Below are 14,717 nucleotides of genomic sequence, written 5' to 3'. Positions count from 1 at the left end.
ATTCGATCCCGAGACCGCGCTGCGGATCGTCCGGCCACCAAGGCCGAGGCCACAGACCAACCCGTGAAGATCAGAACGACGAGCGCAACCACCAGGCCGAGCGGGGTGTAGACAGCGGTCGATGCCGCGACAACCAGCGTGATTGCCGCGACACCGACCGGATATCCGAGCCCGTTGTTTATTTCAGGAACCCGACCTTCGACATGTCGATGTCGCCGAATCCTGGAGCGCCGAAGTTGGCGAGATTGGACTTCGTCGCGTAGGTGAACGGACGCTGGAACAGCGTCAGGCTGTGGCCTTCGGCCCAGATCGCCTTGTCCGCCTCGTTGTAGTCGGCTATACGTGCTTCGTCGTCGAGCTCGCCCGCAGCCTTGTCGAGCAGTCCGTTGATCTCCTCGGACCCAACCTGGCCGTAGTTCTGCAATGTACTGCCGGGCGTCAAACGGAAGATGCCGTCACTGCTGGACGTGTACGGCGTTCCCTCCCAGGTGAAGTGGGTGACGTCGAAGGCACCCACCAGGATGTACTTCTCGAAGAAGTCGTCCGAAGGCACCGCATCGATGATGAGATTGGCACCGACAGCCTTGAGGTTCTGCTGGATGATCTGCGCTTCCTGCGTCGCATTCGGGGTATCGGCCGGAATGATGTCGTGCAGATCGAGCTGCTGACCGTCCTTCGAGCGGAACTCACCGTTCATCGTCCAGCCGGCCGCGTCGAGTTCGGACTTCGCCTTCTCCGGATCGAACGTGATGTCGCCGTTGTTGGCCTGGTAGCCCTTCTGTCCGTCGACGTAGATATGACTGTTGAGCACCGTCGGGTTCGAGGTGATCTGGCCCAGCTGCGAGGTGGCCAGGTAGTTGCGGTCGATCGCCTTCATCAGAGCCAACCGGACCGCCTTGTCGGACGTGATGCGTCCGGGAGCACCGTTGAAGTCGAAGTGGCGGTACTGAGACCCGAGGCTCTGCCGCAGGTCGACGTTCGGGATACCGCGGGCAACCTTGAACGCATCTGCGCTGCTGCCCAGTTCGTAGTAGTCGATCTCGCCGCTCTGCAACGCGCCGACGGACGCTGTCGAATCGAGTGGCAGGTACGTGATGGTGTCGAGCACTGCGGGATTTTCGCCCCACCAGTCCGGGTTGCGTTCGGCGACAATGCGCTTGCCGCCGGGCTCGATGGTCCGGATACGGAACGGCCCTGCGGTGGCCGGCATCGTGCTCACAGATCCGGTGTTGAATGCGTCGACACTGGCCATGGACTCAGCCGGCATCAGAGGCTCGTACAACGACCGCCAGTCACCGAACTTCTCGGCAAAGGTCAGGATGACCTGCTGGTCGTTCTCGCCGCGGACGACGGACTCGACCTTGTCCCAGCCAGCGGTGCTGGACGCCTCGTAGGCCGGATCCTTACCGTTGTTGGCAGTCCACGTTGCCACGAGGTCTGTGTAGTCCAACGGACGCCCGGTGCTCCACTTGGCCTTCGGGTTGATGTTGTACGTGATGACCTGCTTGCCGTCGACCTCGGACTCGGTGATGTCGGTGAAGAAATCCGTCGCGACCGTCAGGCTTGCATCGGCTGCAGCATTGAAAGCTCTCGGCATCAATGCCAGGTAGTACCGTGCCGCATCGACCGTCGTGCCATCGATTTGGTAGTAGTTGTAGTTGGTCGGCACCTGCGAGAGCGGAAAGTTCATATTTCCGCCCTGCTGGAGATCGCTGATGGGATGCGGGTTGATCTGCGCTCCGCTCTCGAAGGACGCGGGCGCATCGGCGTTCGGCCCGGTGTCACCCGAGCTGCACCCCGCCACCAGTCCCACAGTGGTCACGGCCACCGCGATCGGGACCAGTGCCCGAAATAGCTTGGCTCTCATCAATTCACCTTTCTCAGTGTGCACGTAACCTGCAGGGTCAGATGGCGTCGGCCAGTGCTGCGGCCTCGGCGATTCGGGCTCGTTGGAGCACGGGATCGGGAATGGGGATGGCTTTGAGGAGTGCCCGCGTGTACGGGTCCTTCGGTGCGTCGAAAATCTGCTCCGTCGGGCCCTTCTCCACGAACACACCGTTACGCATCACCGCTACTTCGTCGGCGAGATGACGCACCACCGAAAGATCGTGCGAAACGAACAGATACGCCAGACCGAGCTCCTCTTGCAGATCCTGCAACAGGTTCAGCACACCCGCCTGGATCGACACGTCGAGAGCAGACACGGGCTCGTCGAGCACCAGGATCGACGGCTTCAGCGCCAAAGCCCGTGCAATGCCCACTCGTTGGCGCTGCCCGCCGGAGAACTGGGTGGGATACCGATCCGCGAGCTCGGGACGCATTCCGACGGTGTCCATCAGTTCCCGAACCCTGCGGGTGCGTTCGTCGACCGGCACGCCGTTGATCTTCAACGGCTCGGCGATGATCTCCCCCACCGGCATGCGCGGGTCGAGCGAGCCCATCGGATCCTGGAACACGATTTGGATGTGGGCGCGCAACTTTCGTTGCTCGGCGCGGCTCAGGCTGTAGGGCTCGACGCCGTTGATCTTGATCGAACCCTGCTGCGGCTTCACGAATTCCATGATCTCGAGGAGAGTCGTGGACTTTCCGCACCCGGACTCACCGACGATCGCCAACGTGGACCCCGCATGTACATCGAAGCTGATGCCCTGCACGGCAGGCACTTCCCCAGCCCGACGACGCAGCACGGAACCCTTGAACATTGGGTAGCTCTTGTGCAGATCGGTCACCGACAGCACCGGGGCGTCCTTGGAAACCGTCACCACTAGCTCCGCCGGGGCCTCCGACCGTGGGGCACCCTCGAACTCGGCCTCCACCGACTCGGCCGTGGCTGCGTCGATGCGGATGCACGCCGCGCTGTGATTCGGGGCAACCTCGATCAACGGCGGTTCGCCTTCGTCGCAGGCCTCCGTGTGCAACGGGCACCGAGGCCCGAACGGGCATCCCGTCGGCAGGTTCACCAGGGCAGGTGGAGTGCCCTCGATGGGCACCAGCCGCTCCTGCGCAGGACGATCCGGGCGAGGGACGGAGCCGAGCAGTCCCACCGTGTAGGGCATCGATGGGTGCGCGTACAGCTCGTCGACCGGAGCTGTCTCGACAGCACGACCGGCGTACATCACCATGGCCCGGTCGGCAACGCCGGCAACGACTCCCAGGTCGTGGGTGATGAACACGACGCCTGCGCCGGTGACGTCGCGGGCGGTACGCAGGAGGTCGAGGATCTGGGCCTGAATCGTCACGTCGAGAGCAGTAGTGGGCTCGTCGGCGATGATGAGATCGGGATCGTTTGCGATGGCCATCGCGATGACAACGCGCTGGCGCATACCGCCGGAGAACTCGTGTGGATACGACTTCGCCCGTGTTTTCGGATCGGAGATGCCGACCAGATCGAGCAACTCCAGGGTGCGCTCCTCGACCTTCGCCTTGCTCAGCGACGGATTGTGCACGGAGATCGCTTCGGCAATCTGGTCGCCGATGCGGTAGATGGGGGTAAGTGCGGTCAGTGGGTCCTGCGAGATCATCGCCACCGAACGCCCACGCTCACGGGACATCTCGCGATCGGACAGTCCGAGTAGCTGACGGCCGTTCAACTCGATGGACCCGGTGACCCGTGCGGTCTGCGGAAGCAACCCCATGACGGCCAGGGACGAGACCGACTTACCGGAGCCGGATTCGCCGACGATGGCCATGACTTCGCCCTTGTCCACCTGATAGTCCAGTCCGCGGACTGCGGTGACGCGGCCTTCCTCACTCGGGAAGCTGACTTCGAGTCCGCTGACCTTCAACACCGGCACAGTCTCAGCCACGTGCCTGTCCCCTCGTCGAGTTCGGATCGAATGCGTCGCGCAGGCCGTCGCCGACGAAGTTGGTGGCCAGCACGATCAATACCAGTGCGCCACAGCAGAACGCGAACAGCCACGGATACGTCAACGCGGACGACGTACCGTCTGCGATCAGCGTGCCGAGCGAGACGTCGGGTCGCTGGACACCGAAGCCGAAGTAGCTCAGCGATGCCTCACCGATGATGGCGATACCCACATTGAGCGTGACGTCGACGATGAGGATGGAGGCCATCGACGGCAGCACGTGCTTGCAGATCACGCTGCTCGGTGTTGCGCCCATGTACTTTGCGGCGCGGATGAATTCGCGTTCACGCAGGGACCGCGTCATCGCGCGAATGATGCGTGAGGTGATCATCCACGCGAAGGCCGCGAGCAGCAGCACCAGGATGAAGAAGCTCTTGTCGCGGAACAACGGAGAGCAGATGGCGATCACCAGGAAGCTGGGTACGACGAGCAATACATCGGCGACCCACATCAGCGCGCGGTCGGTCCAACCGCCGAAGTACCCCGCCACCGCGCCGACGACGCCGGCGAGCACCGTGGAAATGAGCGCGACGAGCATGCCGATGATCAACGACTTCTGCAGACCGCGCAGCGTCTGAGCCAGAACATCCTGGCCGATCTGATTGGTGCCGAACCAGTGTCGTGTGGTCGGCGGCGAGTTGAGCGCGTACGCGTCGAGTTCCTCGTAGGTGAACGGGATGAAATGCGGGAGCACGAACGCGCCGACGAACATCGCGAGAAGGACCACGATGCCCACCAGCGCCGGCCGGTTGCGCAGGAACCGGCGCAGCACCAACCGCCGACGGGTGATCGGGGCAGACGAGTCGATCGGGCCCTCGACCGCAGCGATCTCGGGAACCACAGGTGTCGCCATCGCCGGTCCTTTCCTCTACTCGAAGTGGTGGGTCAGTCCGCGTAGCGAACGCGCGGATCCAAAGCAGCAGTGAAGATATCGGTCAACATTCCGGAAACCAGGACCGACAGCGCGGTGAAGAGCGAGACCGCGAGCGTGATGTTGATGTCCTGACTGGTGATGCCGTAGATCAGCCAGTCACCCATGCCGTACCAGCCGAACACGCGCTCGGTGAACGTCGCGCCGGTGATCACCGCACCCATACCGAATGCGAACAACGTGGCCATCGGGATCAACGCCGTACGGAAGCCGTGCTTGAAGATTGCGCGCCCGCGTGTGAGCCCCTTGCCGCGGGCAGTACGGATGTAGTCCATGTTCAACTCGTCGAGCATCGAGCTGCGCATGTACCGGCTGTACCCACCGATGGTGAACAACATCAAGACGACGGTCGGCAGCAGCAGATGCTGTGCGCGGTCGAGTATTTCGTTCATCAGACCGGGGGCGAGCGTCGTCGACGTTTCACCGGTGTACTGGAAGAACTGACTGCCGGTGCTCTGATTGACCTGCACAGCAAGGTATTTGAGCACCGGGGCCAAGACCAGGATCGGGGTGCTGATGAGAATGAACGTCACCACCGTTGCAACATGGTCGAAGATCTTGTACTGCCGGACGGCGCCGTACGCACCGACGAGTGTTCCCAGTACCGCGCCGAGGACGGTGCCGAGCACGACCAACCGCAGCGAGACCAGGATGCGTCGCCACAGTTCGTCGTTGACCGAGCCCGCAGCGATGGTCTGACCGAAGTCACCGTGAAGAACGGCCCAGAGCCACTTCAAATACCGAAGCACGGGATTGTCGTCGAGATGCAGTGCCGCGCGCTTGGCGTCGAGTACAGCATCCGACGGCGGCGGGTTGCGGCTGAGCAGATTCGACAATGGATCGAACGTGAGTGAGGCCAGCAAGTACGTGAGAAACGTCGCGATGATCAGCAGGACCACGTAGTTCAGCAACCTGCGTGCAAGATAACCGCCCACGCGCAACCACCTTCCATCGAGCACCACGGCCGCGCCCGACGGCACTGCTCTCGGCATTGTTCACACCGCTTGTTTCCTGCGTGTTTCGTTAGCGGTGGAAACGGACAATCCTCAAGATAGCACCAGGAATTCATCTTTCGACGACGGTTGAGAAACTCTTACCGACACTTCGGACAATGCGGAATCATCGGTCGCAGAACAAGTCTGACGACCTGGCACTCGTAGGGTCGCCTAATTCATCGACTCGGCGGACGCATTCGCGACAATGCGGACAGGAGACGAATAGGCGGGGCTCGCACACGTCGGTAGATTCACTGCCATGCCGACAGACTCCACACCCGACGGATTCGCTCTCGAACGCTTCGACGTCACCGATTCCGGGGCCATCGCCACGATCTTCGCCGCCAAGGACTACCGAAACGGACTCTACGTTCTGCATTTCGCAGACAACGCGGCCTTCGTGGGCTACTCCGAATCACTCGCGGCCCGAGTGAATGCCGACCGCGAGATCTGGCCAGACATCGAAGCCATCGAGGTTGCACCCGGTGCCGCAGATCGCCTGGAGCAGCTCACCGATCTCGTGTCCCAGCTCCACCCCCTGCGACAACGCCCGTCGGAGCCCAGCGCGATCGGCGAAACTCCGGGAGTGAAGACGGCACTGCCCAAAGAACGAGCCAAGCGCACGACGCTCCTCGACGCGGCCGTAGGACGCAGTCGTCGCCAATTCTGGGAACTGTCCGACCACATCGCGTACCCCGCCATCCGCAGCATCGTGGCCGACTACATCAACTCGTCGATCCCCGACCCAGCCAACACCGCGAAATACCTCTGGCAGACAGCCGCTCTGTCCGACGTACAGGACGACACCGGTCCGCGACGATTGCTGACGCTGACGTGCGGCGGCTTCGAGACCCTGCGAGTCGACGAAATCGTGCACGACGACGACACGATCGAACTCGACCTGCGCATCAACACCAACGTCCCGCGCGACCGGACCGACGAGCAGCTCGAGGTCTCCAACGAAACCGTCAGCGCCGGACGCGGACCGTACCGAGAGGAGCGGGTGTGGTCGTGGTCGATCGACCTCGGCGCATTGCTGGAAGAAGACGTGGACGTCGACCTCGGTATCGACGACGACACGTTCGACGATCTCGCGTACGGCCTCAACGCGCGGCTGATGCGCTCCGGAAACTCTACGGGCGCAGCGGAACACAACCACGATCTCGCGGCCGACCTACTCGCCGAGGCGTATCGGCAGCTGTTCGAGGCCGAATGAGCGACCGCCTCTGGTACGTCGCATACGGCTCGAACCTGTTGCGAGAGAGGTTCTTCGTCTATCTGACGGGTGCCGAGGACGGATCGGAGTTCGGGCCGCATCCACCGGCACCCTCGTCGACAGCGGTCGACGCGGAACGCTGGTTGTGGATCGATCACGCTCTGTACTTCGCGGGCGTGTCCCGACGGTGGACCGGGGCGTCGGCATTCGTGTCACTGACGATCGATCCCGCCGAACCGTCACTGGCACATGCCTACCTGATCGATAGTGTGCAGTTGGCGCACGTAGCCTCAGTGGAGAACGTGGTCGATTCCGTCGATACCTCGGCCGCGGAATCACTGCCCATCGGCGAGTGGACCACACTCGACATCGACCGCCGAGGTGAAGCATACCGAGGGAAATACGATGCGCTGCTACGACTTCAAGACATCGACGGACAGCCGGCGTTCACGCTGACGAGTTCGATCGCGCGGGAGCACGGCGAACCGTCGAGTAAGTATCTCTCGACGATCCGGCGTGGACTGCTGTCCGCAAAGATCGACATGGACGTCGACGCCTACCTCGACGCGGCCACCGGACGCATCACTTCAACGCATCGAGGTTCGTCTTCAGGAGCATGACGTTGTAATCGGACCACCGAGAAGCCGTAAAGTACAGGTCTTTTCCGCTCGACATCGGGTGAATGAACGGCGCGTAGATACCGCCCGCCGTCTGGTTGGCGTCGAGGATCGTCCTCGGTTCGCTCCACGGCCCCTCCGGATTTTCGGCCGTTCGCGCCACCAGCGTCCGGTTGTTCTCGTTGCCGTACATCATGACGTACCGGCCGAGGTAGTCGTTCCACGCCACCGACATCTCGCTGACCGGGCCCTTCACTACGGCCACGGTGTCGCCGATGTTCTTGGACCACTGCTCTGTAGGCCCAGGCTTCTGCGTCGAGTACTCGTACGCGTCGAGGTTCTCGATCTGATCGGGCGCGACTCGGGATACGAACGCGTCACCGAATCGTCCATTGGGAGTACCGAACTGGTACAGGTACTGACCGTCTTGCCCCAGAACATAGGCGCTCTGCTGAAACTTCCCCTGGCTTTCGTGGACGTTGGTGAAGCCCGGGATCGTGACACCCTTGTTGACGCGGATCGTCTTGGGATCCGTCGTCCAATTCTGGCCGTTGTCGGTCGATTTGGCCGTCGCCGAGTAGTTCGTGATCCAGCGACCGGGTGTACCCCAGCTCTGCACCGACATGTAGTTGATGTACTGGGTGCTGCCGATCGCGATGGCCGCCGTGGGGATGGTCGTGTCCTCGACGGTCGGAAGCTTTGCGCTCGAGATGATCTCGGCGGCGTAATGCGGATTGTTGACTCTGACAACCGCTCCCGAGGTGGTGTTCGTGGGATCGGCCGGACCGATCGAGATGCCCTGCGACAGGTTCGTCGACGCCTTGTCCGAGCGAAAAAGTGCATTGCTGCGCCACTGGGCATTTCCGGAGGAACAATCACCGAAGGTGTCACCGAACGCCATCAAAATCTGGCCCGCACCGTTGTCCCAGGTGATACCGAGGTCGGTTCCGGACATCGCCAGGTTGTCGTAGGTGTCGTTCACGCTCTGCGGACCGGTGACCCAGGCGATGCTTTGAGTGTTCCCGGTGATGCGCGGCAAAGGACCCTGCGGTCCCTGCGGGTTCTTGCCCGACATTCCCGCGCTGCCCGACGAACCGAACAGCGGTGAGGAGCCCGGCCCACCGAGGCCGCCGCACGGCTCGGCCGACACGGTGGGCGCGGTCAGAGCGCTGAGTCCGCTCACTGCCAGTGCCAGGACAGCCCCGACCGCGATCTGCCGACTACGTACACGCATGGACGAACCCACCGTTTCCCGTGTGACCCACGATACTGATGTGACTGATGGGACGAGTGTTACGCAAATCTACTGATCGCGCAACAAATCGGACGTGTCGGTACTTGACAAAACGCCTACGGCGAGAATGACACTCGTGTGATTAGCCGGCAATCATGCGCGCGTGAGTCGTATCCAGTGCGAGCAGCGCAGCGCCCTGCACGACGACCGCCGTTCCGTGACCGATCGCCTGGTCAGCGGTAATTCGACGGCCGAAGCTGGGCTTCCGGACGGCGATGTGCGCACCGGCCGCGACATAGAGAACATCGAGCCCGGCATTGATCCACAGCAACGTGCTCAGACTCTTCGACGTCGGGACCGAGGAGTTGAGCGCTCCCGCGCCGGCGATCGCCACGTCGATCGCACCCCAACCCGCCGTCTGCTGGCCGAATGCACGACGGGCAGGCGACGAACCGCGCACCGCCAACACCGTTCCGGCAAGCACACTCACACCGCCCCACACGGCGAGACGCCGACCGAGTAGTTGGGCGACGGCGGGAGCTTCCATACGAGTCATCAACCCAGTGTGCCGGGCCCGACGCCGAGGGCGTCCCGTAACGCGCGGTCCGTTGCTGCCGATCTCCGAGCACCGAGTCTTCGTGCTCGAAACGAACGGAGCCACCATGCTGAAGAAGATCCTCGCCGGCGCTGCACTGACAGTCGGCGTGGCGGTCCTCGCCGCGCCGACGGCATTCGCTGCACCCGACGACAACCCGTTCGGCCCCAAGGACTCCACCGCGAATTTCGTCAGCGCCTTCGACCCTGCGGCTTACAGCGGCACGAGCAAGAACTCATGGATCATCAGCCCATTCGGAACCAGTCGGCAAATCGACTGCTCGTCGTTCCATGGCCAAGGCTGGTGCACGCAGAACGGCCGCGTGCTGACCCAGGTACGAATCCCGGCGGGGTCTTCGGAATGGGACTACCGGATGCTCTACGTCTACAACCCGTTCTGACAGTCGGATAAGGCACAGCCGCAATCACAGTCCGAGCGGATGCGCGTCGGCCCCGGGCAACCAACTGTTGCCCGGCCCGACCCACCCCCTCGCTTTGATCATCTTCTTCGCCGCACGTCGGTGGCGGCCGAGCAGGCGGTCGAGGTAGAGGAGCCCGGCCAGATGGTCGGACTCGTGCTGCAGGCACCGCGCCAGGTAGCCCGTGCCTTCCACCGTCACCGTGTTGTTCTCCACATCGACACCTGTGACACGGGCCCAGTGGGCACGCCCGGTCGGGAACAGCTCCCCCGGCACGGACAGACATCCCTCGGTGTCGTCCGTGTCGGGCATCGTCTCCGGAATCTCCGAGGTCTCGAGCACCGGGTTGATCACGTGTCCGCGGTGACGGACCCCGCCGTCCCGCAGGTCGTAGACGAAGACCGAACGTGGGTCGCCGATTTGGTTGGCCGCCAGACCCGCACCGGGTGCAGCCGTATTGGTCTCGAACATGTCCTCGACCAGCGCTGCGAGCTCGTCATCGAACACCGTCACGCGAGTTGCCGGAGTTGTCAGCCGGGGATCACCGGCAACCAGGATCGGTCGAATCGCCATGAGATCAGGATAGTTTCACTCCGAGAGCGGCGAAGCCCTGGGCAACGAGGTTACTGTCGATCTGTGGCCCACTCCCGTCGCACCTCCACCGCGCACCCCGCAGACAAGGTCTGCGCGTCGTGCGGTCGGCGGATCGAGTGGCGCAAGAAATGGGAGAAGAACTGGGATGACGTCAAGTACTGCAGCGACACCTGCCGGCGGCGCAAAGTGAGTGCAACCGACAAGGAACTCGAGGACAAAATCCGATCCTTGCTCGACACCCGATCACGCGACGCGACGATCTGCCCATCGGATGTGGCACGAGCCCTGTCCGACGACGCCTGGCGCGACTTGATGGAGCCCGTTCGCCGCGCGGCCAGACGCATGGTCGAAGCCGGCGAAGTCGAGATCACCCAGAAGGGGTCGGTCATAGATCCCTCGACCGCAAAAGGACCGATCCGGATCCGCTGGAAGCAGTGACACAAACCTGTCGGTGGGTGGGTATAGCTTTCGTGGTGTGAAGACATGGGGGGATGTGTTCGGGCTCGGGGACCAGGAGTTGGTCTCCGAGCTTGCTGACGTCATCTCACTCGAAAACGCTTTCGCAGCAACGAGATTGACGTTGCTCGCCGAGATCGACCGACGCGGCTTGGCGATGAAACTCGGGCACTCGTCCGTCACCCGCTGGTACGCGAAGTCGGTGCGGATCACCGACGGATCCGCCGCCCGCCAGAACGCACTGGGGTACTGGCTGTTCGATCACCCCACCGTGCTCGACGCCCTCGCCGAGGGTCGGATCCATGCCGCGCACGCCGCAGCCATCGCCGAGGGTTACGACGTGGTTCTGGTGGCCGACCCGACGTTGGATCAGGACCGGCGCGACGGAATTGTCGCCGAACTCCTCGACACCGCGATGCGCAACACCGCCGGCCACGTGACCTCCCGCGCGCAGGCTTTGGCGCATGCGGCCGCCGACGACGCCCGAGCACGACACGCGAAAGCCGAGAAACAACGCCGAGAGAAAGAACAGCAGGAACAGGAGCGTCGCGCCGCCGACACCGCCACGTCCTCCGACCGACACGGCGACCCGACACCGGATCCGGAACCGCATGCGCCCGAGCCTGTTCCGCCGACACCTGCACCGCGACCGGTGTCGGAGAACCCGGACCTGAACCGATTCGACCTGCACCCGCTGGCCAACGGCCGCTTCCAGGTCGGTGGCGACATCGACCTGTTGCTCGCCGAGAAGCTGCTCACCGCTCTATCGCCGTTGACGGCACCGCGACCAGGTCCCGGCGGGGAGCGCGACCCACGCAGCCCGTCGAAGCGCCGGGCCGATGCACTCGATCAGATCCTCGACCGACACCTCCGCGGTGGCACTCGTGGGTCGGCGGGCGGGTCGCGGGCGTCAGTGCACCTGATCGTTCCCCTGCGGGACTTGCTCGCCCACGGCGGTAATAAGCAATCCGATAGCGGGGCAACGGATTCGGGCGACACGGGTTCGATCTCGAATGGTTCCTCGAGCGGCAGCGATAGCAACGCCTCGCGTCCGAATGGAGCTGCCCGAGGGGATATCGCTACTCGCGGCGATGCGGCATCCGGATGTGGTGGTGCCGGGCAAGAATCTGTGTCCGAGCCGGGCGACGCTGGTCCTCGCGGCGATGCCGCGGCCCGTCGTGGCGGTGACAGTAACGGCGGGCAGAAGTCTGTCCCCACGCCGGGCGGCGCCGACTGGCCGTTTCACCTCGACTGGACCGGCCCCATCAGCCGCTTCCTTGCCGAGCTCGTCACCTGCGACGCCGACCTGACCCCCGTCATCGTCGACCACCACGGCGTACCACTCGCGCTCGGACGAACCACCAGACTCGCCAGCGACGACCAACGCATCGCCCTGACCATCCGCGACACCTGCTGCGTCATGTGCGGCCGCCCCGCACAATGGTGCCAAGCCCACCACATCAGATTCTGGGAACACGGCGGCCCCACCGACATCGACAACCTCGCGCTCGTCTGCGGAGAATGCCACCGCCTCGTCCACCACGGCGACTGGCAGCTCATCATGGGCGACGACGGACACCCCTACGCCATCCCACCCGAATCCGTCGACCCCATACAGCAACCCCTCCCGAGCTACCACCGACGAAAACAGCGAGCCGCGTGAACAACTCAGGCGCGCAACGCGCGTTTGAGCAACTTTCCGCTCTGGTTGCGAGGCAACTCGTCCAGGAAAGTGACGGTCTTCGGCACCTTGAACGGCGCGATCCTGCCCTTCACGTGGTCGATCAACTCCTGCGCCGACACCTGACTTCCGTCCTTGAGCACGACGACAGCAGCCACCGCCTCGATCCACCTGTCGTCCGGAATTCCGATGACCGCGACCTCGGCAACGGCGGGGTGCGTGTAGATCGCGTCCTCGACCTCACGAGAAGCAACCAGAATCCCGCCCGTGTTGATGACGTCCTTGATTCGGTCGACGACCGTGATGAACCCCTCGGCGTCCCGAGTCACCAGATCACCCGAATGGAACCACCCCCCGGAGAACGCTTCCGCCGTCGCCTCCGGCTTGTCCCAGTAACCGTCGCACAATTGAGGCGAGCGGTAGAGAATCTCACCGGGCTCGCCGTCCGGCACATCGTTACCGTCCGCGTCGACGACGCGGGTCTCGACGAAGAACACCGCACGACCGCACGACGCCGGTCTGGCCTCGTGCTCGGACGGCTGCAGAACCGTTGCCAGCGGCCCGATTTCGGATTGTCCGAAGCAGTTGTAGAACTCGATGTCCGGGTATCGCTCACGCAGCCGGGTCAACACCGTGACGGGCATGATCGACGACCCGTACTGCGCCTTCTTCAACGACGACAGATCACGAGAATCGAGGTCGGGGTGATTGGCGAGCGGAACCCACACCGTCGGTGCCAGGAACAACGACTTGATCTTCTCGTCCTCGATCCGCCGCAGAATCTCCGCGACGTCGGGCTTGCGCATCAGTCGCACGGTCGCCCCGACCGACAGATACGGCAGCATGAACACGTGCATCCCGGCCGAGTGGTACATCGGCATCACCAACAGCGGGTCGTCGTCTTCGGTGAACCCCAGAGCGATCACACACGAGACGTACTCGGCAACGAGCGCGCCGTGAGACATCATCGCGCCCTTCGGTTTCGACGTCGTGCCGGAGGTGTAGAGCAACTGCGCCAGGTCCGTGGAGTCCGCGGCCGGCTCGAGGACCGAATCATCCCCAGCAGCGTCGAGCAGATCCGGAAGCGACACCACGAACTCGACGTCGGTGCCGCTCCGAACGGAATCGAGCGTGTTCGACAGTTCCGGGTCGACGAGCACAGCCCGTGCGCCCGACTGATCGAGCAGATACAGCAGCTCGTCGCCCACGAGTGCGTAGTTGATGGGCACGTGCACCAATCCTGCTCGCGAACAGGCAAGAAATGCCACCACGTACGCGTCGGAGTTGACGCCGTACGCCGCCACCCGGTCACCCTTGTCCAAGCCCATTGCAATCAACCGACGGGCCGCTCGGGTCACGGCGGTGTCGAGTTCGCGGTAGCTATGGCTGCGGCCATCGAATGTCACTGCCGGACGGTCGGGAAATTTCGCCGCCGACCTGCGCAGAACGCCGTCGACGGTGCTGACTCGGGTGCCGTTCGTCATGACACCGACGTTATAGGACGTCCAAGCTTCTCGCCTCGACTTCGGCGTCGATGGTTCGCTCGCCGATCACGGGGCATTCGGTGTTCCATGACAATCAAACAATCACTCGACAGTCTCGAGACAGCCTCGTTTCTCGACGGACCGAGCGACGCGATCCATGGCGTACTTGCACCTGCGGTAGCGGACAGTGCCGTCGGATCAGCGCTGCACGGCCGGTGGATCGGGCACCCCATCCACCCCGCGCTGGTGACGGTGACCATCGGCAGCTGGACCAGCGCCGTCGCGCTCGATCTAGTCAAGAACCAGTCCAGGGCGGCCAAAATTGTCGTCGCGCTGGGTCTCGCGTCCGCGCCGCCGGCGATAGCGACCGGATGGGCCGACTGGTCGACGATGAACACTGTTCAGCGTCGGGTCGGCATCATCCACGCGGCCTCGAACGCGACCGGCGTGTTCCTCTTTCTGGGCTCTTACCTCCGTCGGCGGAAGCAGACCGACGGAGTTGCCAAAGCTCTGGCGGCGGCCGGCCTCGCAGCCGCAGGGCTTGGCGGACTCATCGGCGGGCACCTCGCCTACAGCACCCCCGGCAGCGAGGCCGAGTCCGAAGCTCGACACCGCCTGCCGAGCTGACCC

14 protein-coding genes and 1 pseudogene are annotated in these 14,717 nt (G+C 63.5%); 7 read left to right on the top strand and 8 right to left on the bottom strand.

All coding sequences use genetic code 11. The annotated features are described in order from the left end of the window. Positions 1 to 178 precede the first annotated feature (178 nt). The 4 genes from E4P29_RS16650 to E4P29_RS16635 are packed head-to-tail and all read right to left on the bottom strand — an operon-like array spanning position 179 to position 5,732. Positions 179 to 1,867, bottom strand: a complete 1,689-nt coding sequence (locus E4P29_RS16650) for an ABC transporter family substrate-binding protein (protein ID WP_135046324.1) — start codon at positions 1,865 to 1,867, stop codon at positions 179 to 181. A gap of 37 nt (positions 1,868 to 1,904) precedes the next feature. Further along, complete coding sequence (locus E4P29_RS16645; protein ID WP_135046323.1) at positions 1,905 to 3,806, bottom strand: ABC transporter ATP-binding protein; 1,902 nt, start codon at positions 3,804 to 3,806, stop codon at positions 1,905 to 1,907. Then, positions 3,799 to 4,719: an ABC transporter permease gene (locus E4P29_RS16640; protein ID WP_135046322.1), complete on the bottom strand. Its 921-nt coding sequence runs from the start codon at positions 4,717 to 4,719 to the stop codon at positions 3,799 to 3,801. The genes E4P29_RS16645 and E4P29_RS16640 overlap by 8 nt, the downstream gene beginning before the upstream one ends. A gap of 32 nt (positions 4,720 to 4,751) precedes the next feature. Next, on the bottom strand, positions 4,752 to 5,732 hold the full coding sequence (locus E4P29_RS16635; protein WP_032407015.1) for an ABC transporter permease: 981 nt from the start codon (positions 5,730 to 5,732) through the stop codon (positions 4,752 to 4,754). Between the two features lie 319 nt (positions 5,733 to 6,051). Between E4P29_RS16635 and E4P29_RS16630 the strand changes: the two genes are divergently transcribed. Together E4P29_RS16630 and E4P29_RS16625 are read left to right on the top strand one after the other, a co-directional pair. Next, complete coding sequence (locus E4P29_RS16630; RefSeq protein WP_245154368.1) at positions 6,052 to 7,008, top strand: hypothetical protein; 957 nt, start codon at positions 6,052 to 6,054, stop codon at positions 7,006 to 7,008. After that, entirely contained in the window at positions 7,005 to 7,628 is a 624-nt protein-coding gene (locus E4P29_RS16625) for a hypothetical protein (protein ID WP_135046321.1), read from the top strand. Before E4P29_RS16630 ends, E4P29_RS16625 begins: the two co-directional genes overlap by 4 nt. Here the strand turns inward: E4P29_RS16625 and E4P29_RS16620 are convergent. Together E4P29_RS16620 and E4P29_RS16615 are read right to left on the bottom strand one after the other, a co-directional pair. After that, positions 7,591 to 8,859 carry a DUF4185 domain-containing protein gene (locus E4P29_RS16620; RefSeq protein WP_135046320.1) on the bottom strand — a complete coding sequence of 423 codons (1,269 nt, stop codon included), beginning with the start codon at positions 8,857 to 8,859 and terminating at the stop codon, positions 7,591 to 7,593. The genes E4P29_RS16625 and E4P29_RS16620 overlap by 38 nt on opposite strands. Before the next feature lie 142 nt (positions 8,860 to 9,001). Then, on the bottom strand, positions 9,002 to 9,415 hold the full coding sequence (locus E4P29_RS16615) for a hypothetical protein (protein ID WP_209205439.1): 414 nt from the start codon (positions 9,413 to 9,415) through the stop codon (positions 9,002 to 9,004). 106 nt (positions 9,416 to 9,521) lie between these two features. Here E4P29_RS16615 and E4P29_RS16610 point away from each other — a divergent pair, with 106 nt between their 5' ends. Beyond that, positions 9,522 to 9,854 (top strand): hypothetical protein, encoded by a 333-nt coding sequence (locus E4P29_RS16610; RefSeq protein ID WP_135046319.1) that lies wholly within the window; start codon positions 9,522 to 9,524, stop codon positions 9,852 to 9,854. Between the two features lie 24 nt (positions 9,855 to 9,878). On the opposite strand, the gene E4P29_RS16605 is transcribed toward E4P29_RS16610, so the two are convergent. Continuing rightward, positions 9,879 to 10,445, bottom strand: coding sequence for a peptide deformylase (locus E4P29_RS16605; protein ID WP_135046318.1), 567 nt, complete (start codon positions 10,443 to 10,445; stop codon positions 9,879 to 9,881). Positions 10,446 to 10,508: 63 nt separating this feature from the next. Here E4P29_RS16605 and E4P29_RS26400 point away from each other — a divergent pair. The 3 genes and pseudogenes from E4P29_RS26400 to E4P29_RS26390 form a co-directional block, all read left to right on the top strand. Continuing rightward, a pseudogene (locus E4P29_RS26400) lies at positions 10,509 to 10,637 on the top strand (DUF2256 domain-containing protein); the annotation flags it as partial. 15 nt (positions 10,638 to 10,652) lie between these two features. Further along, entirely contained in the window at positions 10,653 to 10,904 is a 252-nt protein-coding gene (locus tag E4P29_RS26395; protein WP_245154380.1) for a DUF3253 domain-containing protein, read from the top strand. 37 nt (positions 10,905 to 10,941) lie between these two features. Continuing rightward, positions 10,942 to 12,585, top strand: a complete 1,644-nt coding sequence (locus E4P29_RS26390) for an HNH endonuclease signature motif containing protein (protein WP_245154367.1) — start codon at positions 10,942 to 10,944, stop codon at positions 12,583 to 12,585. A gap of 5 nt (positions 12,586 to 12,590) precedes the next feature. Here E4P29_RS26390 and E4P29_RS16585 read toward each other — a convergent pair whose 3' ends face one another. Beyond that, positions 12,591 to 14,087 carry a fatty acyl-CoA synthetase gene (locus E4P29_RS16585; RefSeq protein WP_135046316.1) on the bottom strand — a complete coding sequence of 499 codons (1,497 nt, stop codon included), beginning with the start codon at positions 14,085 to 14,087 and terminating at the stop codon, positions 12,591 to 12,593. Between the two features lie 87 nt (positions 14,088 to 14,174). Here E4P29_RS16585 and E4P29_RS16580 point away from each other — a divergent pair, with 87 nt between their 5' ends. Further along, the gene (locus E4P29_RS16580) at positions 14,175 to 14,714 is read left to right on the top strand and encodes a DUF2231 domain-containing protein (RefSeq protein WP_135046315.1); all 540 of its coding nucleotides are present in this window, start codon (positions 14,175 to 14,177) and stop codon (positions 14,712 to 14,714) included. Positions 14,715 to 14,717 lie beyond the last annotated feature (3 nt).

It is taken from the genome of Rhodococcus sp. 1R11 (assembly GCF_004563845.1).
Taxonomy (GTDB): domain Bacteria; phylum Actinomycetota; class Actinomycetes; order Mycobacteriales; family Mycobacteriaceae; genus Rhodococcoides.
The sequence above is the reverse complement of the archived record's forward strand: the minus strand, read 5'-3'. Positions and strand labels throughout refer to the sequence as shown.